The organism is Thalassospira sp. NFXS8, assembly GCF_040148805.1.
Classification (GTDB): domain Bacteria; phylum Pseudomonadota; class Alphaproteobacteria; order Rhodospirillales; family Thalassospiraceae; genus Thalassospira.
The window spans coordinates 1,336,336-1,359,589 of record NZ_JAGEMF010000001.1 but is presented as its reverse complement, the minus strand read 5'-3'; the positions used below and the strand labels follow the sequence as shown (position 1 = coordinate 1,359,589).

The following is a 23,254-nucleotide window of genomic DNA, read 5'->3' as shown; positions in this document are numbered from 1 at the left end:
CGACAGGATTATGGTTGTAAACCGCAAGGAGATCGGCACCCGTGAGGTGCCGATCATTTCCCTGGCCGGTATTGGTGTGTCTTTTGGGCCGGTCAGGGCCTTAAGCGATGTGGCGCTGAATATCATGCCGGGTGAATGTGTGGGCGTGGTCGGGCATAACGGGGCGGGGAAATCCACCCTGGTGAATGTGATTAATGGCCGCCTGTCGCCAACGACCGGCGAAGCCCGCTATGACGGGGCGGAAAGCAAGGCCGATTTTCGCAATGGCCAACGGGCACGCCAGTCAGGCATTCGCAGTGTGTTTCAGGAATTGTCGCTGTGCCCGAATTTGACCGTGCTGGAAAATATGCGCATTCCCTATCGCAATATGCCGTGGCGCAATTGGCGCGGGAATGCCGCCAGTGCGGTGCGGGCGGCCCTGGATGCGGTTTTTCCCGGCAATGGTATTGATCCCTATCGTGTGGTGGGCGACCTGTCGATTGCCGAACGGCAAATGGTGGAAATTGCCATTGCTTTTTCCCGGCGCGACATTGATGCAAGGCTGGTGATTTTGGACGAACCGACATCGTCCTTGGATGGTTCGATTGCCGACCAGTTGCTGGCCTATATCAAAAAGTTCTGTGCTGCTGGCGGGGCGGTGATTTTTATTTCCCATATGCTGGGCGAGATTTTTGACGTCGCGACCCGCATGGTGGTGATGAAAGACGGGCGCATTATTGCCAATGATGCGGCACACACCTTTACCCGCGACAGCCTGGTGGATGCGATGGGCCATGTTGTGCCCGAAGGTGCGGATAGTGGCGACGGGCGCAAACAGCGCGAATTGGGCGATGAAGTTTTGCGCATGGCAAATGGCCTGTCGGCGCGCAAAGGCGAAATTGTGGGTTTGGCGGGCCTTGCCGGGCATGGGCAGGCCGAGGCGCTGGCACAGTGTTATCTGGAACGATCATCGGACTGGCGGGCCAACCGGGCGCCAGCGGTGGTGTTTGTTGCCGGGGACCGGGCGCGTGATGGCGTGATGCCGCTATGGTCGATTTTGCGTAATTTGAGCTTGCAAACCCTGGTGGAATTCAGCCGGTCGTTTTTGGTGGACCGCAAGGCCGAGAAAAAGCTGGTGGCGGACTGGCACCGGAAAATCAAGATCAAGACCGATGACGTTGAAAGCTCGATTTTGTCGTTATCAGGCGGCAATCAGCAAAAGGTGCTGTTTTCACGCGCCCTGGCATCTTCCGCCCCGATTGTGGTGATGGATGACCCGATGCGCGGCGTGGATGTGGGCACCAAAAAGGAAGTGTACCGGATGGTTCGCGATGAAGCCGAAAAGGGCCGCACCTTCCTGTGGTATTCGACGGAAACCGACGAAATTCTGGAATGTGATCGGGTTTTTGTGTTTCGCGACAGTGAAATTGCCGCCGAACTGACCGGTGATGACATTACCGAAGAAAACATGCTGCGTGCTTCGTTCGAGATGGAGGAGGCCACATCATGACACGCGATCATTTACGCATTTTGCTGCCGATTTTCTCGCTGGGTTTGTTGCTGGCAGGGGTGTTTTACCTGCAGCCGCGCGCCATGAGCTATTTCGGGCTGAATTTGCTGTTTAATCTGGCCGTACCCGTGGCACTGGCAACCATTGCCCAGATGATGATTTTGATGGTCAATGACATTGATTTGTCGATTGGCACCTTTGTCAGTTTTTGCGCCTGTGTCACGGCAACCTTTGTGCAAAGTGACCCGGTGGTGGGCTATGCAATGCTGTTGGGCGCCATTGCGGTTTATGCCGCGATGGGGGCGATTATTCATGCCCGTGGCTTGCCCGCGATTGTTGTGACATTGGGCATGTCGTTTTTCTGGTCGGGCATGGCGATTTTGATTTTGCCCTCGCCCGGTGGGTCGGCCCCGGCATGGCTGCATGCGATGATGAAGGCCAAGCCCCCCTTTGTGCCGGTTGCGATTATTGCGCCCGTCGTGATTGGGCTGATCATGCATTATTTTGTCAAACGATCATCATTAGGGGTGTTGTTGCGCGGTGTTGGCGGCAACAGCCAGGCCATTGACCGTTCGGGCTGGTCGGTTCTGAGCCTGAAGGCAACGGCCTATGGCATCGCCGGGTTGTTCGGGGTGTTGTCCGGGATGGCGCTGGTGGGCTTAACCACCTCGGCCGATGCCAATATTGCCTTGCGTTATACCCTGTTATCGATTGCCGGGGTGATTTTGGGCGGGGGTGAATTTACCGGTGGCCGGGTGTCGCCCATCGGCGCTGTGATCGGGGCGATGACCCTGACGCTGGCGGCCAGCTTCCTGTCTTTCCTGCATCTGTCATCGGACTGGCAGATTGGCGCGCAAGGGGCGATTTTGATTTTGGTTCTGGCGGTGCGCCTTGTCTTTACCCGTCGGGAGGCCTTGGCATGACTGTGGAAAATAATGTGCAAAATGCACCGCAAAACGGTGTGAAGGCCCTGTTTGGTCTGGTATCGCGCAAGGCCTGGATTTGGGCCTATCTGGCCGCAGCGGCAACATTTATTGCCGCGATGATGGCCGGGTCCGGCGGCGGGGCCGAGGCAGGATCGCTTTTATATGCCGCCTTTACCTTTGCCTCCTTTACCGTGATTGTCGGGATCGGCCAGATGTTTGTTGTGACATTGGGGCCGGGCAATGTGGACCTTTCCATTCCCGCAACCATGACGCTGGCCGGGACGGTGGCTCTGAAATTTATGGCAAGCGACGGGTCGCTGGTGGCGCCGGGGCTGTTGATTGCGATTGGCGTTGGCCTGGGCTGCGGGTTGTTTAATTTCGGCCTGATTTTGCTGATGCGTATCCCGCCGATCATTGCCACGCTGGCCTCGTCCTTTTTGTTTCAGTCGGTCGCGATCTGGTCCAACCGTGGTTTGCGCATCAAACCGCCCGAAGGACTTGCCGATTTTGCCACGGGCGGCACATTGGGCATTCCCAATGCCGCACTGGTCGCACTTGGCGTATCGGTCCTGGCGTGGATTGTGCTGGAACGCGCGATTATTGGCCGCTGGATTTTGGCAAGCGGGCAAAACAAACGCGCAGCCCGTCTGGGCGGTGTGCCGGTTACGGCGGTGCATTTTGGGGTGTATGTCGGCTGTGCGGTGCTGGCCGGGTTTACCGGCTTTTTGCTGGCCAGTTTTTCGGGCGGTGCAAACCTGAATATGGGCACTGAATATATGCTGATGTCGATTGCCGTTGTGGTGATTGGCGGGTCGTCGATTGCCGGGGGGAATTCAAATGTGCCCGGCATTTGGGCGGCAGCATTGTTCATGTTTTTGCTGGTATCGATGTTGAATTCCTATGGTTTGGGTGCCGGTGTGCGGTTGATTTTGACCGGGCTGATCATTGTGTCGGTGGTGGTGCTGGCCAGTAAAAAAAGAGGCAGGGTATGAACGGCCCGTATGAAATTTTTGACAATCGTTTCCGTGATCTTGTGTTGCTGAATGTCAGTCTGCGCAAACTGTCGGGCGGGCATTTATGGACAGAAGGCCCGGTATGGTTCCCGGCCCATCAGTGCCTGTTATTTTCCGATATTCCCAATCAGAAAATTTATCGCTGGATGTGTGATGGCACGGTGAATGTGTTTCGTGATCATTCCAGTTTTGCCAATGGCAATACCCGCGATGCACAGGGCCGGTTGGTCAGTTGCCAGCATGGCACGCGCTCTGTCACCCGCACGGAACATGATGGCACCATCACGGTGCTGGCCGACCAGTTTGAAGGCAAACCGCTGAATTCACCTAATGATGTGGTGGTCAAATCGGACGGCTCTGTGTGGTTTACCGACCCGACATATGGTATTTTATCCGATTATGAAGGGTATAAATCAACCCCGGAACAACGCCACCATAATGTGTTTCGTTTCGATGCGGTCACGGGGGAACTTGCCAGTGTGGCGCATGATTTTACCCAGCCCAACGGGTTGGCCTTTTCGCGCGATGAAAAGCGGCTTTATGTTGCGGAATCCGGCCAAAGCCATGATGACACGGTGCCATCGGTCATTCGTGTTTATGATGTGGTCGGTGGCAATATGCTGGAAAATGGCCGCGATTTTGCGGCCATTGAGCCGGGCCTGCCGGATGGTTTCCGGGTGGATTGCCATGATAATGTCTGGACATCGGCGGCGGATGGCGTGCATTGCCTGGATGCCAACGGGGTTTTGCTGGGCAAAATTCTGGTGCCCGAAACTGTCTCGAACCTGACCTTTGGCGGGCCGCGTGGCAATGAATTGCTGATTACGGCAACAACCAGCGTTTATGCCATTCATGTTAATACAGCCGCCGCCCGGGGCCCGAAAACATGAACCGGGTCTATCCCTGTTTTTCGTGTGCCTATATGTGTTTTGCCCTGATTACCGTGACGGCTTAATTGCGAGCAAAACACATATTCATGCTGCGCGGTCATCCCAGAAATCGCCTGCATGGTGAAGCAGGGCGTCGCGGTTGATGCGCATATGGTCGCGCTGGCGAAATTCAAAAGGTTGCAGGCATCCCTGACGCCGCAAATTGGCGATGGTGCGGCTGGCGGTTTCGGTGGTGACCGAAACAATGCTGCCCAGTTTATCGCGCGGGGGGACAATGCACTGGTCGCGATGGGCCACCCATAACAAAAAGCGGCAAATGCGGCTGATGGCGGGGCCGCTGCCAATGTTGATTTTCCAGTAATGGCTGGCAATCACTTCGCGGCTTAGAAAATGTGAAATCACCCGTGCCAGCGACAGGCTTGAGGGTTGGTGCTGGCGTAGCCGAGCCAGTGGAACCCTTATGATCTGACAGGGAGACAGGGTTTCACTGATCAGGGGTGGGCTGGTGGTTGACATTGCCCCGTCCAGTGCTTCGAGGCCGAAAACATCCCCCGGGCGATAAACCCGGCAAATTTGCCGGTCACCATCACGGTTATAATATCCCTGAAGAATTAACCCCTGTTCCAGAATATAGGCATTGGCGAGGCTTTCATGCCCCGGTTCGACAATGTTGTTGGCCGGGAGCAAAACAGGCTTTTCATCGGCATAGGTCAGGATTTGGCGCAAGGCGTCGGGAGTATTCATGACCGATCCTCGTGTTTGCGGGAAAAGGCGCACGGCACATACCGTGCGCCCAAACAATGATCAGGCGTTGCGAAGCAACAGGCGCGGACGGACAACAAACAACAGGTCCAGAACCAGCATCAGGATCATCGACAGGCCGACCAGCGGGAAAATAATGCCGCCAATGGCCAGAATGGCCAAAACGCCATAAACCTTGCGCACGTCACGCGGCAGGGGCGGAACCCCCATTTGCCCGGACGGGCGGCGTTTCCACCACATCACACCTGCCGAAACCGCCATGAAAATCAGCGATGCACAGACCAGCAACATGACAATCTGGTTGGTCAACCCGTATTGCTGCCCCATATGCACATTGATCGCCCATTCCAGCCCGCGTCCTAACGGGCCATAATCTGCGTATGACATGTCGATCAGTGGCTGGCCCGAATATTGATCAAGATGAATCACCCGTTGCAGCGACAGGTCATCGGGGTAGATGGAGGCGCTGTAAACACCGCGCGGTCCGTTGGGCAGGCTCACGGCGTAGCCCTGTGTCAGCCCCAGATCATTCAGTTTTCGGGTGGCGGCATCAATGCCAATCGCCTGCGGCCCGGTGGCAACGGAAAGCGGCAAGGGGGCATTTTCAGTGGTCCAGCCGGTTTCACCAAAGGCATCGATCATGGGAACGGTGGAAAGGGGAACATCCACCCGAACGCCGGATGGATACCCCGTGGGGGTGCCATTGGCGAACTGGTTGGCATATTTACCCCAGAAAACCGACCACGGCATGCCGGTGGTTGCCAGAAACAAAATGAAAAAACCGGCAAACAGGCCAACCACGGCGTGGCTGTCGCGCCACCAGCGACGGTTTGATGTTTTGCCGCGAATGGCAAGGCGCGATGTGCCATCCACCCGTTTGGGCCACCACAGGTAAATGCCGGTCAGCACCAGCAAAATGGTCCATCCGCCAACAATTTCGATCAGGGCATTGGGGAATGTGCCAAATTCGGCCAGGCTGTGCAGGCGGCGCACGATCCACATGACGGTGCCGCGATCAGCCATTTCACCCAGTGCCTGTGCGGTATAGGGGTTAACATAAACCGCATGGCGGGCCCCGTTGGCATCAGCAATGGTAACTTCGGTGGATGATGCCGGCGTGACTGGCGTGGTCAGTTTGACAACCTTGCCATCCTGCATTGCCAGGGCGGCTTCGATTTGTGTGCTATAGGGCAGGGCCGGGGTGGAAGGCACGGCAACCTGTTTTAAATCGGAATAGACGAAATTGTCGATTTCATCGCGGAACAGATAGGCCCCGCCGGTAATCGCCATCAGGACAATGAAGGGCAGAACAAAAAGCCCGGCATAAAAGTGCCAGCGCCAGACGGCGCGATAAAAGCCGTTGGTGTTTTCGGGGCGGCGCGATGCACCGCTGGTCGGGTTAGACATGGTTTATCCCCAAGGACAAGGCACTGCCATGGTTCCCGTCTGGCGGGAACACATGGGGTGCAATCTGATTTCGTAAATATGTGGCACCGGGGAACCGGCCCATGGCCCAAACCATGTTAATGGCCCGCTTTCCCCGGAAATATCAGACGGGGCAGCATCCATAACCGTTTTAGGGTGCGCTGTTTGGCCGCAACCCGGCCCTGAATATGTACAAGGCGGGCGACGGGCAGGGGGTGTTTCCACCAGCACCGGTTTTGTGGATTTTCCGTATTCAGCACGACTGCGAAATGACGCAAAACCACGCTGCATTATAAAATACAATGTAAGGCAGCATTGGGCAGGCATCCTGTTAACCATGATCAGGTTTAGAACTGGGATGCAGGCCGGATAGTGCTGAAAACAGGCATTTTTAATGCAAAGATTTATCGTGATCGGGAATGTTGATGCAGGACAGCCCGAAGAAAGCCTTGCGGCGTGTATGCGCCAGTGCAACCCGATTCAAAATAAACCACAAAACGGTTAATTATGCTGCGGCTGGCCTTGGCGGTGCGCGTGGCGACCCTGCCTTGTGGTAAAATCGCGGGCTGTGTGCCGTGATATGAAGGGCGGTAACCGCATTGGACAGCAAAATGCGGTGAAGTTCGGGAATTTCGTAGGTCGCCGTTGGCGCCATTGCGTGCATGCCGATACCACATAATGCACATTGATAGGCTTCGTAGCTGTCATACCGGCCCGATGTTTCGGGGGCGGATTGCGGTGCATTGGGATCGGACGGCAGACGAATGGCCTGAATGCCGTTGGCAGTACAAATCAGTATCGGAATATAGCCGCTGCCGTCGGCCCGGGCCTGTGCGGCCAGCGGGGCGTGCATAAAGCCGAACAGAACCGTATTGATCAATAAAAGGCAAGCCACCAGCGTTGTGATGGTCACCCGCAGATCAGACGGTGATGAGGCCCGGTTGGCACGCACGGCAAATGTCCAATTTCGGAATAATCTGCGGTTTGATTATAACGTTTTTTGGAGGCTGTCAAAGTTTACCGGATACAATTTGGGCATCGGTCAGTTCGCCATTTACCCCTGCTTTAGTATCCGCACGCGGCAGCTGGCCATTTTTGTTGACCGGTTTGGGGATGCACAACCATAATTTGTCCTTAAAAACGGTGTTTCCCGAAACTGAATTCAGGAAACACTGGGTGTTATCTCAGACAACGCGTTACGGGCTATTTTTCTTCTTTATAGTCTATTTCGTTGTCTTTGTATTTGACGTTGGTGATGCTGATGCGTCCGTCAATACCGCTGTTTTTGTTGACCAGAATGCCAATCTTCCGGCTGTTTTCCACCCGGCTGTTACTGATATCAAGATAGCCGCCATCATAGATATTGGCCTTGTAATTGCCGCCGCCACCATCGGCGATACGGACATATTTCCAGACATTTTTGTCGCTTTTGCTTCTGATAAAAATGCCATCCCAGGAACCCGACAAAGAACTGACGCCGTGAATGACAATGGGATTTTTTGCGGTGCCAATGGCCTTGAGCGAGCCGTTATGATCGATGCTCATGCTGGCTTCGGGCGCCATCAGGATTTCAACACCCGGCTGAAGTTCCAGATTGGCGGCAACAGTAGTATTGTAGTGCCAGACATAGGGAATACCGGGATTGACCCAGCTTGCATCCTTGTTCAGCGCACCAAGGCCGATAATATCGATCTGGTCTTTGGTGTTGTCGCTAAAGGTGCTGTCGGCATCGATCATGCCGACATCATCGGGTTGCAGGCGGGCGGGAATGTCGGTGTGGTCGATCTGGTTATGGCTGAAAGCCTGAAGCGTGCCCAGTGCTTCAATGCCATATCCCTTTGCATGTTCGATATGGGTGTTTTCAATGCGCACCGATGCGCCTTCATGGATCATGACCGCCCGTGTTGGTGGGGCGGAATCGCCGATGGTGCGTTTCATGGCGCGTCCGCTGCCGCCTTTCTGGCCACCGCCGGCATAGGAAATTTGGCTGTGAATCAGGCGGTTTTTACTGCTGTTTGACTCGAAATACAGCCCGTACCAGTAGCCCTTTATTTCGTCTTCTGCGGTGAATACAACCGGCTTGTCTGCTGTGCCTTTGGCATCAAGAGACCCACCCCGATTAATATCGAGCCCGGCATTTTCCCTGAATTTCAGCACGGTGCCCGGTTCGATTTTAACGGCAGCATGAATGTCGATTTTGTCGATAACGGTATGACAGCCCGACCATGTGGCCGGTTCCCGAATGTCGCGCCCGGAATTTTGCAGTAATTTCAGGCGTTCGGTATCGGTCAAATCGGGGTCGGTCATTATTTTTTGCATGTCAAGCGGCGGGATCAGGGGCGGGCAGGGATCATTGGCCGCCTGGGCAGAGACCGCTGCTGCGAGCATGACGGTCAGGGACAAGGCGCACCCCGTCAGGTTCCGGCGCAAGGCAGATTTCATCAGTTTTCCTCCATATCTTTATGGCGCGTCAGGGTAAGGCCCTAACTTTTGCGCGTAATATGGCGAAAATTTGATTGAAATCTATTTTTGGTTGCGTTTGGACCGTGCAGGGGCGTGCGCCATTTTGCGGGCCTGTGATGCCTGCTGGACCGGCGTTTTGGCGAGGTGCGGGATTACAGGCAAAAGGCCTTAAAACGGTAATTCGTCGTTAAATTCGTCTGGTTCACCGGGCTGGCCGGGATTAAGGAACAGGCGGGTTTGTTCGATGGCTTCTTTCAGGCCAACCCGTTGCACGTCGACATCTTCGGGGAAAGCGCCAAGCAGGCGTGACGGCATGCGGTTATCGAGCAATACGAAAACCCCGCGGTCTTCGGCGCGGCGCACCAGGCGGCCAAAGGCCTGTTTCATGCGCAGGCGCGTGATCATGTCGTCGTAACGGGCACCGTGGAATGCCGCTTTGCGGGCGCGGTGCAAAATATCGGGCCGGGGCCAAGGCACGCGGTCAAACACGATCAGGCGCAGGCTGTCACCGGGGACATCCACCCCATCGCGGATGGCATCGGTGCCAAGAAGGCAGGCATCGCGTTCAACCCGGAAAATATCGATCAGGGTGGAAACATCCATGCCATCCATATGCTGGGCCAGCAATTGCAAACCGGCTTCGTCCAGCGGGCCGGTCAGGCGTTCATAAACCGCGCGCAGGCGGGTAATGGCCGTAAACAGGCCCAGCGCACCGCCGCCGGATGCCAAAAACAGTTCGCGATAGGCGGCTGCTATTTGGTCGGCATTGTCGCGCGCCAGATCATTAACAATGAAAACCCGGGTTTGCTTGCGATAGTCATAGGGGCTTTTCATCGCCGCACGCACCGCAGGCAGCGGCATGTGAGAGGCCCCGGTGCGGTCTTCGGCAACGCCCCAGTCAAACATTTCATCGCCAGTGCCATCGCGCAAGGTGGCCGATGTTACGACCATGCCATGCGTTGTGGGGGCAAGGGCGGCGGTCAGCGGCAAGGTCGGGTCTATATAATGGCGGTGCATGCCAATATCAAAATCGCGGCCAAACTGGCGTTCGATGGCAAACCAATCCACATATTCAGCCGGTGTGGCATCGACCAGCGATTCCAGCATGCCGCGCCAGGCGGCAACCTGCATGATGGCGCGCCGTTCAAGCGAGCGAATGGCAGCATCCAGACGCTGGCGTTCGGCGGAGTCAAGCTCGTCGGCTTTTTCATCAAGCATATGGGCGATGATTTTGATCAGCGCCTTGGCCGGTTTTTCTAGTGAGGCCAGCGCACGGTCGAGATCGGCCGCGCTGGCAAGAACCTCGGTCACGGCGGGTTTGCAATCGGTTTCTATCGAATAGCCCCGGTCCTTTTCGGCGGCACGGGCCATCACCTGCGCCTTGACATGGGCGAGGAAAATTTCGGCCGGGCCACTGGCATGGTCAATACCGTCGTGAAGGCGCATCAGCCAGCCTTGATTGGGCAGGCATTTGGCGGCAACGATCACGGCGTTAACGGCATCACGCAGTTCTTCGCGGTCGTTAATCAGGCTTTCAAGGCGTTGTTTCAGGCCGCGTGCGCGTGAACTGCCTTTGTTTTCAGCCCCCAAAAGCCAGCGGCGCAATTCGGCCCCTTCCTGCCCGGTCAGATGGGCGGAAAAGGCCTTGTCGGCGGCGTCAAACAAATGATGGCCTTCGTCAAAGACATACCGTGTTGGCATCGAGGCATCATCAAGCCCGCCAAGGGCGGCCTGCACCATCACAAGGGCATGGTTGGCGACAACGATTTCGGCCGAGCGCGCCCGGCGCACGGTTTTTTCGACAAAGCAGCGCGAATAATGCGGGCAGGCGGCATAAATACATTCGCCGCGCTGATCCGCCAGGGCGGATGTAAAGCGCGCGCCGATCAGTTCGGTTAACCATGCCGGGAAATCGCCGCCGACCATATCGCCATCACGCGTGGCCGCCGCCCAGCGCGCCATCAGGCCCAGCGGAATGGCCTGGCGGGGTTGCTGGGCCAGCGGGCGTTGGGCTTCTTCAAAGTTTAACAGGCACAGATAGTTTTCGCGGCCTTTGCGCACCACGGCCTTGCGGCGTTTGTCGCGCGGGTCGGGATACAGGCGGTTTAATTCGCCGTCGATCTGGCGTTGCAGGTTGCGGGTATAGGTGGAAATCCAGACCGCACCTTCGTTTTTTTCTGCCCAGACCGATGCCGGGGCAACGTAACCAAGGGTTTTGCCCGTGCCGGTCCCGGCTTCGGCCAGGACGATATTGGGCGCGCCATCGCTGGTGCGCGGGGCAAAGGCGGAACACACAGCGGATGAATAATCGGCCTGTTGCGGGCGTTCTTCGGCCCCTTCGCCCAGCAATTTAAGCAACCGTTCGCGCGCTTCGCCAGGTTCAACCGGGGTGTTTCCGGGCGGTGGCGGTGGTGCATGTTCGGACCATTCGCCCAGCTTTTTCCAGATTTTAAGCCCTTCATAAACCGCAAAGCGGTGCGGGCCATCGCCATCAGCCCCCATCGCGGCCAAAACCGAAACGCCCCACGGCCATTGCCCGCGCGCCATCGGCCAGGCAATGGAAAGGGCGCGCCCGCGTTTTTCGCCGGGCAGAACGGCCAGTTCCTGAAGCAGGCGTTTCATCGCTTCGGCCAGCGCCTCGGCCTGACCGATCAAATCATCGCAGGCCTTTTGCCCGGTGGCCAGGGCCATGCCGCGTGGGGTGGGCACGCAAAACTGTGCCGGGCGGACAAAGGCAAAAAGTTCCAGCAAATCATGGCCGATAAAACCATCAATGCGCAGGCGTTTGGCAGTGGCGGGCATGTGAACAATGATCGGGCGCTGGGCGCGGGCCCGCTTGGCCGCAGCGGCCAGCGGCATTTCCTCGACCTCGCCATCGGGGGTTAAAAACACAGCATGGCGCAACCCGGCGACCATAACCGGCGCGTCGGGGGGCAAAAAACGGGGCTGGGTTTCGGTGCGATCATCGAACATTTGCGGCACTATAAGCACAGTGCGAGGCTAGTGCTACCGGGGAATTTGACCTATTGTAGAATTTTATTCTGGCGATAACAGGTAAACCTGATGGTAGAGGCCCCTAACCGTAATCAGTATTTTTGGCACGATCGGGAATTGCCTTTTATTGAAGCGCGCCATGTGCGCGAGGGGCGCGATATCCGGTCAGACAAACACACCCATGATACCTTTTCCATCGGGGCGATTTTGGGTGGGGCCAGTGCGTGCCATATGCGCCGGGCGCAGCATGAATTAAGCACGGGTACGGTTATTTTTATTAACCCCGAAGATGTCCATGATTGTCACCCGCTGGTGGAACGGGGCTGGGCGTTTCAGATGTTATATGTCGATACCGACTGGCTTTTGGATGTGCAGGCGCAAAACGATGCCGACGCGAACGGAAAATTTGCTGCCTATGACCCGGTATTAAGCCAGGACTCGGTGATTTTTGCCCAACTGACCCGGTTGGGGCGGATACTGGCAGACCGCGATATTCCGGCATTGGGCAAGGAAGAGGCGGCAACCGCATTTTTCTGCCTGCTGGCAGAACGCACCGGGCGGGGCAAAACCCGGTTATATGCCACGGGGCATGGCGGCGTGGGCGGTGTTGCGGGGATGCAGGGCGGAAAGCATGCCGGGGGCAAAGGTGTTTTACGGGCGGCGGAATATATTCGTGCCCATTGTGAACAGCCCCTGCGCCTGAATGGTATCAGCGCGCAAGCGGGCATGACACCATCGGCATTGGTGCGGGCCTTTGGCCAGCAATATGGCATTACGCCCCATGCCTATCTGATGAATTGCCGCATTCAGCGCGCCCGCCATGCCCTGAAACGGGGTGAAAGAATTGTTGATGTCGCACTGGCCTGTGGCTTTGCCGACCAGGCACATTTCCAGCGCATTTTCAAACGCCAGATGACGGCAACGCCGCGCCAATATGCCCATGTGATGAGCGCCTGAGTGCGAATTGCGTAGGGTGGGTACCGCTTGCGGCGATGGCAGGATTGGCGCGGTTGGTGAAAGCCTGATTTGCGTGAACCGGGGCTGGCATTGGGTGCGGCGCAAGGGGCTTTAATGCAACAGCAGGTAAAGCGCGCTTGCCAGCAGCAAAGCCGCCATACAGCGATTAAAGCGGCGCACCAGAATATCGTTATGCAGGTAACGCCGTAAAAACGCCCCGGCCCCGGCCCAGCAGCTTACCGATGCAAAACAGATGACAAAATAAAGTGCGACGAACTGCCAGATCAATACCGGGTCACCATCGGCGATAAAGGCCCCCATACCGGCGACAGAGGCCATCCATGCCTTGGGATTAAGCCATTGCAGGGTGGCACCGGTCAGGATGGAGGGGGCCTTGGCACCGCGATCGGTGTTGATTTTGCCGCTATCGATTGCAAGCTTGATCGCAAGATATCCCAGAAACGCCACCCCGGCCCATTTGATGAACAGGGAGATTTCGGGGATTTGGGTTAAAAGCTGATGCAGGCCAAGGCCGATCAGCAGCAGAAGCAGGCAGAAGCCTGCTGTTGCGCCAAAAACCGGGCGCAGGGCGGGCTGAAAACCATATTTAACCGATGTGCCAAGCACCAGAATATTGACCGGCCCCGGCGTGATCGAGGCGACAAGGGCAAAACTTGCCATCGAAAGATAAAGACTAAGACTGCCAGACATTGCGTTTCCTGCTTTTGCATTTGTTTTGATTTTTTGCAGGTAAGCCGATTGCGAGGCTGAATTATTGAAGAAAATTGATCGCCATGCCGAATTTGATGAAAATTTTTGCCATGTGCCAAAAGGGCCACGCGGTTATGGCCGGGCGGCCCGAAGGCGGATAACGGGTTAATGGGTTAGAAAGTCGAGAACGGCTTTGTTGAGCGGTGTTGCGCATTCCTCGGGCAGCCAATGGCCGCAATCGGGGATGACCAGCCCTTTGACATGGGTACCATATTCGCCAAGCTGGTCGGCCTCAAATTGGCCCATGCCGCCATGTCCGCCGCCGCCAATGGCCAGCACGGGCATGGAAAGTTTGTTTTTTGCCAGCGATTTGTTACGGGCGGCGGTTTCGTTCAGGGCGCGGTAATATTCAAACGAGGCATGAAACGTGTGCGGCTTGGCATAGGACGCGCCGTAAAGGTCCAGCAGGTCATTGGTAAAGACAGCGCGGTTGGTTGCGTGTTCCTTGATGAAATGTTCAAGAAACATGCGTTCATGGCCGGTAACCAGTGTTTCGGCAAGGTTGTTGCCCGCGGCAAAAAAGCTGAAATGCCAGACCAGAGATTCGCCTTCGGGGGTGAAAGCCGGGAAATCATAAAGGCGGTTATCAGGGATCGGCGCCTCCATGAAGATCAGCTTGCGGATATCTTTTTGATGGGTGACGGCCATGGGATAGGCGTTCCAGATGCCAATGTCATGGGCGATCAGATCAAACGGGGCATCGGGGCTGAACTGTTTTGCCAGCCCATACAGGATGGGGGAAATATTCTGCCCGATATAGGATTTGGGCACGGCAGATTGCCCCAAACCGGGCAGATCAACGGCAACAACGCTGTGCGTTTTGGCAAGCAGCGGCATCAGTTGGTGCCATTCATACCAGCTTTGCCCAAACCCATGCACCAGAAAGGCCAGTGGGCCAGCACCGCCTTTGACATAATGAAGGCGAACACCGTTGATGTCGGCATAGCTGCTTTCAAAGCCCGCAGGAACCGGGAATTCGGATTCTGACTGGGATTGGGGCTGTGGTTGGGGCTGGGTTTGCGCGTGGGAATTGGCTGAAAAAAGGGCAGCAGAAAGCACTACCGCAAGCAGCAGTTTACGCATTTTGGAAATCTCCGTTTATGGGATGGGGGATGTTAGTGCTGGCGCGCGCCAGCGGGGAAACCGTTGTGCCGGGCGCTAAACGCGATGAAAAGGCCAATCAGGATCAGGACCAAAACGACAGGCGGGAACGTTGCCGCGCCACCCTTTTCCAGCAGGATGCCGCCCACCATGCTGCCACCGGCAATCGCTGCATTCCAGATCACCACATTCATGGAAAGGGCAATATCGGCACCGGAACCGGCGGTATCGGCCAGGGCGGTTTGAAGCTGGGTTGCGGCACCGCCAAAGGTAAGGCCCCAGATGCCGGTCGCGACCAGAAGGACCATCGGGTTTGTGCCAACAATGCTAAGCACGACAAGGGTCAGGGCAAAAGTTGCCAGGGCAACAAGAACCGAAAGGCGCAAGGCACGGTCAATAACCCGGCCCGTAACCCAGATACCGGCCAGTGCCGCAATACCAAAAATCAGAAGAACCAGGTCAACATGGTCGGCCAGCCCGGCCCGGGCGGAAAATGGCGCGATATAGGTGTAAAGAACGTTATGCGCCAGCATCCAGAACAGAACGACCGATAGGACGGCACGTACGCCCGGCATGGCGGCAACACGAAACAGGCTGCCCTGTTTGCGGCCCTTTTGCCCCGGATAATCCGGCACGGAGGCCAGAATCCACACAATCAGTGCCAGTGTCATTGCCGACATGACCCAAAATGCCAGTTGCCAGCCAATGGCCGACCCCAGCCAGGTGCCCAGCGGGACGCCAACCGATAATGCAATGGGGGTTCCCACCATTGCCAGGGCCAGGGCGCGGCCCTGCTGGTGGGGTTCGACCATGCGCCGGGCGTAACCTGCAATCAGGCTCCAGGCAAGACCGGCCGAACTGCCCGCAAAAAAACGCGCCAGCATGGTCAGCCAGTAACTGGTTGAAAGGGCAGTAGCCGAATTAAACAGGAAAAACCCAATAACGGTAAGCAGCAGGACCGACCGGCGCGGCCAGGTTTGCGTCCATAACGTAAGCGGAATTGCAGCAAGCAGCGACCCCACGGCATAGGCGGCAACGGATTGCCCGGCAAGCGATTGCGATACAGCAAGCCCGTCGGCCATTTGCGGCAAAAGGCCCGCTGGCAGGGTTTCGGTGGCGATACAGATAAAGCCCGTCATGGCGAGGGCCAAAAGGGCTGCAACGGGGAGTTTTTCGCGGTCAGGCGGATGCCTGAACGGTTGTGAAGGGAAGTCTGACATGACGTCTTCCTAATTATGTACTGATCGATACGGAAGTATTGTGCCAGCGCGTGCTTGTCAATGACTAATGTATCGACTATTTCATAAGTCAGGAGGAAGACGCATGGCACGCACAGGCAGACCAAGAGAATTTGACCGGCAGGCAGCCCTTGAGACGGCGCTGGTTTTATTTTGGCAACAGGGGTTTGAGCCCACATCGCTAAACCAGCTAAAGGAGGTGATGGGGGGAATATCGCCAACCAGCTTTTATGCGGCGTTCGGATCAAAGGAGCAGCTGTTTCGCGAGGTTGTTGCGCTTTATCTCAGCCAGCAGGGGCAGGTGACGGATGTTTTGTTTGACGAAAACATTCCCCCCCGGCAGGCGATTGAACAATGCCTGCGCCAGTCGGTGCATATGCAAACCGACAAAACCCATCCGCTGGGGTGCCTGGTAACGATGGGGGCAACCAATTGCGGCCCAACGGGCGATGCCGTGGTGCAGCTTTTGCGTGAGGAACGATTGAAAAACTTTGGCGGGATCAAAAGGCAACTTGAACGCGCCGTACGTATCGGTGCGTTGCCGGAAAATGCCGATATATTGGCACTGGCCGCGACGATAAATACCTTCCTGAATGGCATATCGCTCGCCGCACGCGACGGGGTGGGCGAGAAAGAATTACAGGCATCGGTTGGCAATATCATGCGCCTGTGGGACGTGGCCTGAGACGGGTTTGCCGCCGGGCGATGGGGAAACCCGGTTTGCGCAGGCGTTGTCAGCGTATTTTTATGCCAGCCCGAAAAAACCGGCCAGCCAGCCAGCGGCTCCGGCGACCATGGCATAACGGGCGGCTTTGCCCAGGGTGACAAGAATGATGAACGGTAGGAACCGCACGCGCATTGCACCGGCAACAAGGGTGATGGGATCACCAATCACCGGCAGCCAGGCAAATAACAGCGCCCATAGGCCAAAGCGGGAAAACCATGCACAGGAGCGCTGATAATCGCGTTCGGAAACGGGGAACCAGCGGGCATGGCGAAACCGTTCAAGCGCCAAGCCCAACAGCCAGTTCACCAGCGACCCCGCAACATTGCCCAGGGTTGCCACCAGCACAAGCAGGCGCACATCATGGTTGCCCGCCCCGACAAGGGCAGCCAAAACCGCCTCGGACGATCCGGGCAACAGGGTGGCAGATGTGAAAGCGGATAAAAACAGCCCGCCATAAACCAGCATGGATGCGATCATAAGGCAGGACATACCGTTCGCGGGTGGGTTGGTCTATGGGAAAATGTTTGCCGCGCAGCGGGCTAAGGTGCGGATGATATAGGTTCTGCCGGTTTTGCCGGTGCGGGTGCGACCAGACCAATCGTCATATTCAATGTGCGCAGGCTGGCCTGAATAATCAGGATCGCAAGATCATCTGTTGGGGGCGTTTCGTCGCCTGTGGAGGCTGCCTTGTTAAGGGCCGCGTCATAATGCTGCCTGTCATCAACATCGATAATGGCGGGCAGGTAGCCTGCCTGTGCCAGATCGTGGTTTAGCAACAATCGGGCAAGGCGGCCATCGTTGCCGGGAAAAGGATGCTGATTGATGAAAAGCGCATGCCAGCGGGCTGCGTGGACAAGCGGGTGTTGCCCGGATGTTTGGCGATGCTGTGCAACGAGATCGGCGATTTTGGCGTGTTGATCGGGGGTGGTGCCGGGGCTTGCTGATAAGTGCCCGGTTTGCAGGATGTTGTGGAGGTCCAATATTTCCTGCGCATCAAGCAGTTTGTTTTGGGCTACCATTTTTTCAAGATGATAAATGGCATCGCGATGGCGGATGACATCGAGATGTTCGGCAACGGATTTGCCGTTAACCGTGATGCCTTCGAGGACCACTTTTGTTTCACGTAAGGTCAGCCTGTTTCCGGCAAGGGCGTTGGAATGATAGATCCAGTCGAGATGATGTTTTTCGCGCAGCGATGATGCCGTATGGCGCGGCAGGGGCATGCAGGTATCAAGCCGGATTTTGCGTGATCGACCTGTTTTAGCAGGGCAGCAAGGGGGACATTCATTGCAGATATTCCGGCAAACGGGGCGCAAAACATGGAAGCATGCCGTGATGTTAGCACGGCCACACCAATGTGATGCGGTTTTTGCGCAGAGCAGATATGGCCGCAATGTGATTGGCCGGGTTTGTTGAGGGCGCAGAAATCTGGAGGATAAAAAGGGGTAGCCCGGCACATGGGGAATGTGCCGGGCCAAAGAAGGCGGATCCGTTCTGGGGGAGGGAGCCGCCATTTTAGAGACGGTTGAGATCAGTCGATGTGAAAACGAACATCAACATTGCCGCGCAGCGCATTTGAATAGGGGCAGATCTGGTCGGCCGTTTCGACGAGCTTTTCAGCATCGGCGCGGTCCAGCCCCGGCAGCGAGACGTGCAGGTCGATATCCAGGCCAAAGCCGCCGGCATCACGCGGGCCAATGCCAACGGTTGCCTTGACAGAGGCATCTTTCGGGGTTTTGGGCGCACCCTGCGAGGATGCGGCTTTCATTGCGCCGATAAAGCAGGCCGAATAGCCCATGGCGAACAGTTGTTCAGGGTTGTTGCCTTCGCCGCCTGCGCCGCCCAGTTCTTTCGGGGTGGTCAGTTTGACTTCGATCGAGCCATCTTCGGTTTTGGCATTGCCGTCACGGCCGCCAGTTGCAGAACCGGAAGTGCGATACAGAACTTTAACAGACATTTTCATCATCCTTTGTTTAACAGGTCGATGCGCGTTAGTGCGCTTAACATGGGGTGCAGGCATCTGCCTGCAACCCCGTTACGGGAACAGTGCAGGGTCAGTTGGTGTGCAGGGCATTGTTAAGAAACGCGATGCCCTGGGCGATAGCGGCACGGGTCGCCGGGGTTTGGGACAGTGCATTGAGCATGACAAAATCGTGGATGGTGCCGTTATATCGGGTGGATGTGATAGTCACACCGGCTTGTGACAATTTACGGGCATAGGCTTCTCCTTCGTCGCGCAAAACATCGTTTTCATCGGTAATCACCAGGGCCGGGGCCTGACCGGCAAGCTGATCATGCGTTGCATGGATCGGGGTGATTTTAGGGTCATTACGGTCAACGTTTTGGGGCAGGTATGCGTTCCAGAACCATTTCATGGCATCGCGGGTTAACCACGGACCATTGGCAAATTCGGTGTAGGATCCGTTATCGAAATTGGCATCGGTGACCGGGTAGAACAGCAATTGTGCGGTAATGGCCGGGCCTTTGCGTTCGTTCGCCAAAAGGGAAACCACGGCGGTCATGTTGCCGCCGACGCTATCGCCGGCAATGGCAAGGCGGGTGGGGTCCACATTAAGCTGTTCGCTGTGGTCGGCGACATATTTGGTGACCGCATAATCCTGTTCGATGGCGGTGGGGTATTTGGCCTCGGGCGAGCGTTCATAATCAACAAAGACCAGGGCGGCATTGGCACCAACGGCAAGTTCGCGAACCAGACGGTCGTGGGTGTCGGTGCCGCCCATGACCCAGCCGGCCCCATGGAAGTAAACAATAACCGGCAGGCGGTCAGTGTTGCCCTTGGGCCGATAGATGCGAACCCGGGTAGAACCGGTGGGGCCAACCGGCAGGGTGCGGTCTTCGGTGTCGACGGCGGGGGCAGCAACCGTGCCAGCCTGCGCACCGGACAAAAGGTCGCGGGCCTGTTGCGGGGTCAGAGTATAAATTGCCGGGACGTTTGCGGCAGCCAGCCCGTCGAGGAAGTTCTGGGTGGCGGGTTCAAGAACCGGGTCGGCGGCCTTGGCATCGGTGGCGAAGGTTGCGGTGGCAAGGGCCAGTGCGGCGGCGGCAACGGTTGTTTTCAACGTGTTCATGGCGGTGTCCTTTCGGAATGTCTGGTTGTTGGCGATGTTTCGCCGTTCGGTGCATTTTGAATAGCACGCGATTAAATCGTGCGCGACATAAATTATGAGATAGCAGCCATGCGATTAAATCGCTTGATATTTAATCGTGTGCGATTTAAATTCGCTGGTTGATTTGAAGCAGGAGATTAACATGGCAGATAAACTGAAGCTGACGCTGGATCAGCTATTGTGCTTTTCGGTCTATTCGACCGGGCACGCCTTTAACCGTATTTACAAGCCGTTACTCGACAAGGTGGGGCTGACTTATCCGCAATATCTGGTGATGGTGGTATTGTGGCAGGAAGACCGGCAAACCGTGCGTGGCATTGGCAGCAAACTGTTTTTGGAAAGCAACACCCTGACTCCGCTGATCAAACGGCTGGAGACAGCAGGGCTGGTAACGCGCGAGCGCGACCGGGACGATGAACGCCAGGTGCGCGTGGCATTGACCGATCAGGGGCGGTCATTGCAAGACGAGGCCGCCGATGTGCCCGGGTGCGTTGTTGAAGCCTGCGGGATGAATTTGGACGACCTGGTGGATCTGAACCGCAAGCTGGCCCGGTTGCGCAATGCGCTGGAACAATCGGCATCCTGACGAACGGGTGCCGTTGCCGTCCGATACAGGTACCAGACGGCACAGGAAACAACGGCACGTGGCGTGACCCGATGCCCGTTTTTGTCCTGATTAGTAAAATAACCCGGCCAGCAGGATAAATGTCCCTGCAAGCATGGCAATATGTTGAAGCAACATGCCAATGGCCTGCGAGCCAATGACCGGAATTTTCAGCACACCCAAAGCATGAAACAGCCGGGCAATAATGAAGGCCGCGACAAGGACCCTTAACCCGGTAGGATTAAGGGTGCCGGTAATTTCCAGTGCGGCACATAACAGAATGATCAACGGGGCATTTTCAACGAAATTGCCATGTGCGCGAATGCGTTGCCGCAAGGTGGCATCATTGGCATCGCCCAGCCCGACCTTAAGGTCACGACGCCGAAAAGAAACAAAAAGACTAAGGATCGTGAGCATCAGGGCGAAAATGGCGGTAAGGAAGGCGGTGGCCGGAATAAAATGCATGCTGGTTTTCCGTGGCAAGGTTAAAACTGCGTTCTTAACCTTAGGATGAAAAAATCAATCCGGGAACAGGTTATAGGAGCGTTGGGGCAAATTCTGTTGAATGCCCCGGGCGCACGGCTGGCATTGCAAAAGACAGCGATGTTTGCAGCACCGGTAATCGCCAGGTGTTGTTCGGGATTACCGGGACGCGCAACAGCTAGACATTTCGGAGCTGATTAAGGAAGTTTTTGACTTCGCTGTCCAGATTACGGGCCTGTTTGGCAAGTTCGGTGGCATCGGACTGAACGTTGGATGCGGCCTCGCCGGTTTGCTGGGCGGTATTGCGGACAATACCGATTGAGGATGACACTTCGTTGGTGCCCGCTGCCGCCTGTTGCACGTTGCCGGAAATTTCGGCAGTGGCGGCCCCTTGCTGTTCAACGGCAGCGGCAATGGCCGAGGCGATTTCGTTGATGCTGGAAATGGTGTGGGTCACCTTTTCAATGGCATCAACGGTATTATGGGTTTCAGACTGGATGGAACCAATTTGCAGGGCAATTTCATCGGTTGCCTTGGCGGTTTGATTGGCAAGGTTTTTAACTTCCTGTGCAACCACGGCAAAGCCTTTGCCTGCTTCGCCCGCCCGGGCGGCCTCGATGGTGGCATTCAGGGCCAGAAGGTTGGTTTGGGCGGCAATATCGTTAATCAGGCTAACAACCTGTCCAATGCGTTCGGCGGCTTCGGCCAGGCCGGTGACCATGGTGTTGGCACGCGAGGCTTCGTCAACCGCGTTGCTGGCAATTTGCGAGGACCGCGCAACTTGCGAACTGATTTCCTGAATAGAGGCAGAGAGTTCCTCGCTGGCAGAGGCAACGGTTTGCACATTGGTGCTGGCTTCGTTTGCGGCATCGGCAACAACGGCGGCTTGCTGGGTGCTTTCATCGGCGGCACGGCGCATTTGACGTGATACCTGCTCCATATTTTCAGCGCTGCCCGTAACATGAACCACAATCGAGCCTACCGATTTTTCAAATTCATCGGCCATTTGCAGGCGTGTGCGGTTGCGCGATTCGCTGGCGTGCTGTTCAGCTTCGCGTTTGTCGCGTTCGGCACGCTGCATGCCCTCTGATGCTTCCTTGAAGGCTTCAAGGGCCTTGGCAATGGCACCGATTTCGTCGGAACGGTCGAGATAGGGAATGGTAATGTCGAAATTTCCCTGTTCCAGATGGGTAATAACCCCGGCAACACGGGTCATCGGGCGGGAGACCATGCCCCTGGTGGATAGTAAAATGACGGCAATAACAATAATGAGCAGAACCAGACCGCCAATAAGGGTGGCATTGCGCAGGGAATTGGCAGGTTCGTAAACGGTTGCCAGCGGTACATTAACAACAACGCCCCACTGTTTGTCGTATCCATCAATGGCAACAGGCATGATGATGCGCATGAATTTGCCGTCGTTTAACTGGCCGGGCTGACCCGATGTGATGGCATCAAGGATGGCGGCCTGGGTTTTGTCGGCCGGGTCCAGTTTGGTGCCGCGTATGGCAGGGTCTTCATGGGCGACCCAGGTGCCTTGTGCTGAAACAAGGTTAACCGTGCCGGTACCAAAGGGGGCAAGTTCGGCAAAGCGTTCGGACAGGGCATTTAGTTCAAGATCAGCCCCGAGAACACCAAGAAATTTGCCGTCTTTATTTTGAACCGGTACGACAAATGACGTTAACACCACCTTGCGACCCTGAATGTCATAGGTAATGGCATCGGTGACATAGGGTTTATTGGTGCGTTTGGGTTCGGTGTAATATTCGTTGATCTCGGTGTTATCCAGCCCGGTCAGGTGATAGGGCGTAATGCCATCGCCAAAATTGTAATAATAGGTGACATATTTTCCCGAGCCGTCGCCAAAGGGTTCGCCCTCGGATTTATAGTCGGCATCCTTGCCATCAAGGGCGTTGGATTCAAACCCGGCCCATGTGCCGGCCATGCCGGGATTTTCCATCAGGGTACGGTTGAGGATTTCGTTATAGGTTTTGCGATCGGCAGTGCCCTGTTCGCGTGCCGCGCGGAACGTACCCGCCAGGTTTTTGGCGATCAACATGCCACTGTTTAGAACATGCCCCGCCTGCGAGGCATTATACTGGGCAACGGCGCGGGCTTCACCAAGGGTGAGTTTTTCCGTTGTGCTGCCGGTTTGGGCTGTTTGCAGAAAAATGCCGATGATAAGGCAAAAGGCAATGGCAAGGGCACTAACACATGCCAGTTTGGTGCCAAGTGACAGGTTGGAAAAGCGCATTCCGAAATCCCCCGATATAAACCTATCCT

At 56.2% G+C, this 23,254-nt stretch carries 21 protein-coding genes; 7 read left to right on the top strand and 14 right to left on the bottom strand.

The features are described from left to right. Positions 1-10 precede the first annotated feature (10 nt). The 4 genes from J4E05_RS06195 to J4E05_RS06180 are packed head-to-tail and all read left to right on the top strand — an operon-like array spanning position 11 to position 4,318. Positions 11-1,489, top strand: a complete 1,479-nt coding sequence (locus J4E05_RS06195) for a sugar ABC transporter ATP-binding protein (protein ID WP_349593423.1) — start codon at positions 11-13, stop codon at positions 1,487-1,489. Further along, the gene (locus J4E05_RS06190) at positions 1,486-2,412 is read left to right on the top strand and encodes an ABC transporter permease (protein WP_349593421.1); all 927 of its coding nucleotides are present in this window, start codon (positions 1,486-1,488) and stop codon (positions 2,410-2,412) included. The genes J4E05_RS06195 and J4E05_RS06190 overlap by 4 nt, the downstream gene beginning before the upstream one ends. Beyond that, entirely contained in the window at positions 2,409-3,407 is a 999-nt protein-coding gene (locus tag J4E05_RS06185; protein ID WP_349593418.1) for an ABC transporter permease, read from the top strand. Before J4E05_RS06190 ends, J4E05_RS06185 begins: the two co-directional genes overlap by 4 nt. Then, positions 3,404-4,318, top strand: a complete 915-nt coding sequence (locus tag J4E05_RS06180) for an SMP-30/gluconolactonase/LRE family protein (RefSeq protein ID WP_349593415.1) — start codon at positions 3,404-3,406, stop codon at positions 4,316-4,318. Before J4E05_RS06185 ends, J4E05_RS06180 begins: the two co-directional genes overlap by 4 nt. A gap of 84 nt (positions 4,319-4,402) precedes the next feature. On the opposite strand, the gene J4E05_RS06175 is transcribed toward J4E05_RS06180, so the two are convergent. The 5 genes from J4E05_RS06175 to J4E05_RS06155 form a co-directional block, all read right to left on the bottom strand. Beyond that, a complete protein-coding gene (locus J4E05_RS06175) occupies positions 4,403-5,062 on the bottom strand; it encodes a Crp/Fnr family transcriptional regulator (protein ID WP_349593412.1) in 660 nt (219 codons plus the stop codon). A gap of 60 nt (positions 5,063-5,122) precedes the next feature. Then, positions 5,123-6,487: a PepSY-associated TM helix domain-containing protein gene (locus J4E05_RS06170; RefSeq protein ID WP_349593409.1), complete on the bottom strand. Its 1,365-nt coding sequence runs from the start codon at positions 6,485-6,487 to the stop codon at positions 5,123-5,125. A gap of 523 nt (positions 6,488-7,010) precedes the next feature. Beyond that, positions 7,011-7,457, bottom strand: coding sequence for a DUF2946 family protein (locus J4E05_RS06165; protein WP_349593406.1), 447 nt, complete (start codon positions 7,455-7,457; stop codon positions 7,011-7,013). A gap of 251 nt (positions 7,458-7,708) precedes the next feature. Continuing rightward, entirely contained in the window at positions 7,709-8,947 is a 1,239-nt protein-coding gene (locus J4E05_RS06160) for a hypothetical protein (protein ID WP_349593403.1), read from the bottom strand. 189 nt (positions 8,948-9,136) lie between these two features. Next, entirely contained in the window at positions 9,137-11,941 is a 2,805-nt protein-coding gene (locus tag J4E05_RS06155) for an ATP-dependent DNA helicase (protein ID WP_349593400.1), read from the bottom strand. A 90-nt stretch (positions 11,942-12,031) separates the two neighbouring features. Between J4E05_RS06155 and J4E05_RS06150 the strand changes: the two genes are divergently transcribed. Then, on the top strand, positions 12,032-12,919 hold the full coding sequence (locus J4E05_RS06150; protein WP_349593397.1) for an AraC family transcriptional regulator: 888 nt from the start codon (positions 12,032-12,034) through the stop codon (positions 12,917-12,919). A gap of 111 nt (positions 12,920-13,030) precedes the next feature. Here J4E05_RS06150 and J4E05_RS06145 read toward each other — a convergent pair whose 3' ends face one another. The 3 genes from J4E05_RS06145 to J4E05_RS06135 all read right to left on the bottom strand — a co-directional run bounded on the left by J4E05_RS06145 (position 13,031) and on the right by J4E05_RS06135 (position 16,011). Beyond that, positions 13,031-13,630 (bottom strand): LysE family translocator, encoded by a 600-nt coding sequence (locus J4E05_RS06145; protein ID WP_349593394.1) that lies wholly within the window; start codon positions 13,628-13,630, stop codon positions 13,031-13,033. A gap of 165 nt (positions 13,631-13,795) precedes the next feature. Then, on the bottom strand, positions 13,796-14,773 hold the full coding sequence (locus tag J4E05_RS06140; protein WP_349593391.1) for an alpha/beta fold hydrolase: 978 nt from the start codon (positions 14,771-14,773) through the stop codon (positions 13,796-13,798). 32 nt (positions 14,774-14,805) lie between these two features. After that, complete coding sequence (locus J4E05_RS06135; RefSeq protein ID WP_349593388.1) at positions 14,806-16,011, bottom strand: MFS transporter; 1,206 nt, start codon at positions 16,009-16,011, stop codon at positions 14,806-14,808. 103 nt (positions 16,012-16,114) lie between these two features. Between J4E05_RS06135 and J4E05_RS06130 the strand changes: the two genes are divergently transcribed. After that, the gene (locus J4E05_RS06130) at positions 16,115-16,714 is read left to right on the top strand and encodes a TetR/AcrR family transcriptional regulator (protein ID WP_349593385.1); all 600 of its coding nucleotides are present in this window, start codon (positions 16,115-16,117) and stop codon (positions 16,712-16,714) included. A gap of 60 nt (positions 16,715-16,774) precedes the next feature. On the opposite strand, the gene J4E05_RS06125 is transcribed toward J4E05_RS06130, so the two are convergent. From J4E05_RS06125 to J4E05_RS06110, 4 genes are all read right to left on the bottom strand, one after another. Then, positions 16,775-17,233 (bottom strand): YqaA family protein, encoded by a 459-nt coding sequence (locus tag J4E05_RS06125; protein ID WP_349593382.1) that lies wholly within the window; start codon positions 17,231-17,233, stop codon positions 16,775-16,777. Between the two features lie 62 nt (positions 17,234-17,295). After that, entirely contained in the window at positions 17,296-17,979 is a 684-nt protein-coding gene (locus J4E05_RS06120; protein WP_349593379.1) for a Fic family protein, read from the bottom strand. A gap of 308 nt (positions 17,980-18,287) precedes the next feature. Beyond that, positions 18,288-18,713, bottom strand: a complete 426-nt coding sequence (locus J4E05_RS06115; protein WP_085593679.1) for an organic hydroperoxide resistance protein — start codon at positions 18,711-18,713, stop codon at positions 18,288-18,290. 97 nt (positions 18,714-18,810) lie between these two features. Beyond that, positions 18,811-19,845: an alpha/beta hydrolase gene (locus J4E05_RS06110; protein WP_349593375.1), complete on the bottom strand. Its 1,035-nt coding sequence runs from the start codon at positions 19,843-19,845 to the stop codon at positions 18,811-18,813. Between the two features lie 181 nt (positions 19,846-20,026). Here J4E05_RS06110 and J4E05_RS06105 point away from each other — a divergent pair, with 181 nt between their 5' ends. After that, the gene (locus J4E05_RS06105; RefSeq protein ID WP_349593373.1) at positions 20,027-20,470 is read left to right on the top strand and encodes a MarR family winged helix-turn-helix transcriptional regulator; all 444 of its coding nucleotides are present in this window, start codon (positions 20,027-20,029) and stop codon (positions 20,468-20,470) included. A gap of 90 nt (positions 20,471-20,560) precedes the next feature. Here the strand turns inward: J4E05_RS06105 and J4E05_RS06100 are convergent, their stop codons facing one another. Both J4E05_RS06100 and J4E05_RS06095 read right to left on the bottom strand, forming a co-directional pair. Beyond that, positions 20,561-20,953, bottom strand: a complete 393-nt coding sequence (locus J4E05_RS06100) for an MAPEG family protein (protein ID WP_085593676.1) — start codon at positions 20,951-20,953, stop codon at positions 20,561-20,563. A 196-nt stretch (positions 20,954-21,149) separates the two neighbouring features. Beyond that, the gene (locus J4E05_RS06095) at positions 21,150-23,225 is read right to left on the bottom strand and encodes a methyl-accepting chemotaxis protein (protein ID WP_085593675.1); all 2,076 of its coding nucleotides are present in this window, start codon (positions 23,223-23,225) and stop codon (positions 21,150-21,152) included. Positions 23,226-23,254 lie beyond the last annotated feature (29 nt).